Origin of the sequence: Streptomyces canarius, from assembly GCF_014650735.1 — a bacterium.
In the GTDB taxonomy this organism is placed as follows: Bacteria; Actinomycetota; Actinomycetes; order Streptomycetales; family Streptomycetaceae; genus Streptomyces; species Streptomyces olivaceoviridis.
On sequence record NZ_BMVN01000221.1, the window covers coordinates 1 to 775 of the forward strand.

Annotated in this window: 1 protein-coding gene; it reads left to right on the top strand. The window is 70.7% G+C overall.

Translation table 11 applies throughout. The annotated features are described in order from the left end of the window. The first annotated feature begins 22 nt into the window (after positions 1–22). Positions 23–748 (top strand): alpha/beta fold hydrolase, encoded by a 726-nt coding sequence (locus IE294_RS46980; RefSeq protein WP_189895418.1) that lies wholly within the window; start codon positions 23–25, stop codon positions 746–748. Positions 749–775: the final 27 nt, after the last annotated feature.

The window sequence follows — 775 nt, forward strand, 5'->3', positions numbered from 1 at the left end:
AGCGAGAGAATCGAGTCCGGTCATGTCCCGTTCCCCCAAGCCGACCGTCGTCCTGGTCCACGGCGCGTTCGCCGACGCCTCCAGCTACGCCCGTGTCATCCCCGGCCTGCTCCAGCGCGGCCTGAACGTCGTCGCCCCCGCCGTACCCAACCGCAGCCTCATCGGCGACGCCGCCTACATCGCCTCCGTCATCCGCCAGATCGACGGCCCCGTCGTCCTCGTCGGCCACTCCTACGGCGGCGCCGTCATCACCGTCGCCGGCGTCGAGGACAACGTCCAGGCCCTGGTCTACCTCTCCGGCTACGCCCTGGAGAGCGGCGAAAGCCTCGGCGAACTCCAGGGCCGCTTCCCCGACTCCGACCTCGCCGCCGCCCTCGTCTACACCCCCTTCCCCATCGAGGGCTCCGACACCCCCGGCACCGACGTCTCCGTCGACGTCGACAAGTTCCCCGCCATCTTCGCCGCCGACGTCGACCCGGAGACCGCCAAGGTCCTCGCCGTCTCCCAACGCCCCCTCGCCGCCCAGGCCTTCGCCGACCCGGCCCCCGCCGCCGCCTGGAAGACCAAGCCCTCCTGGGGCCTGGTCTCCTCCGCCGACCACACCATCAACCCCGACGTCGAACGCTTCGGCTACCAGCGCGCCGGCATGACCACCACCGAGGTCGACTCCTCCCACCTCGTCATGCTCGCCCACCCCGACCGCGTCATCGCCCTCATCGAAGAAGCCATCGACGCCACCACCAAGTAACACCCCACCACCCCCGGAAAGCCACCG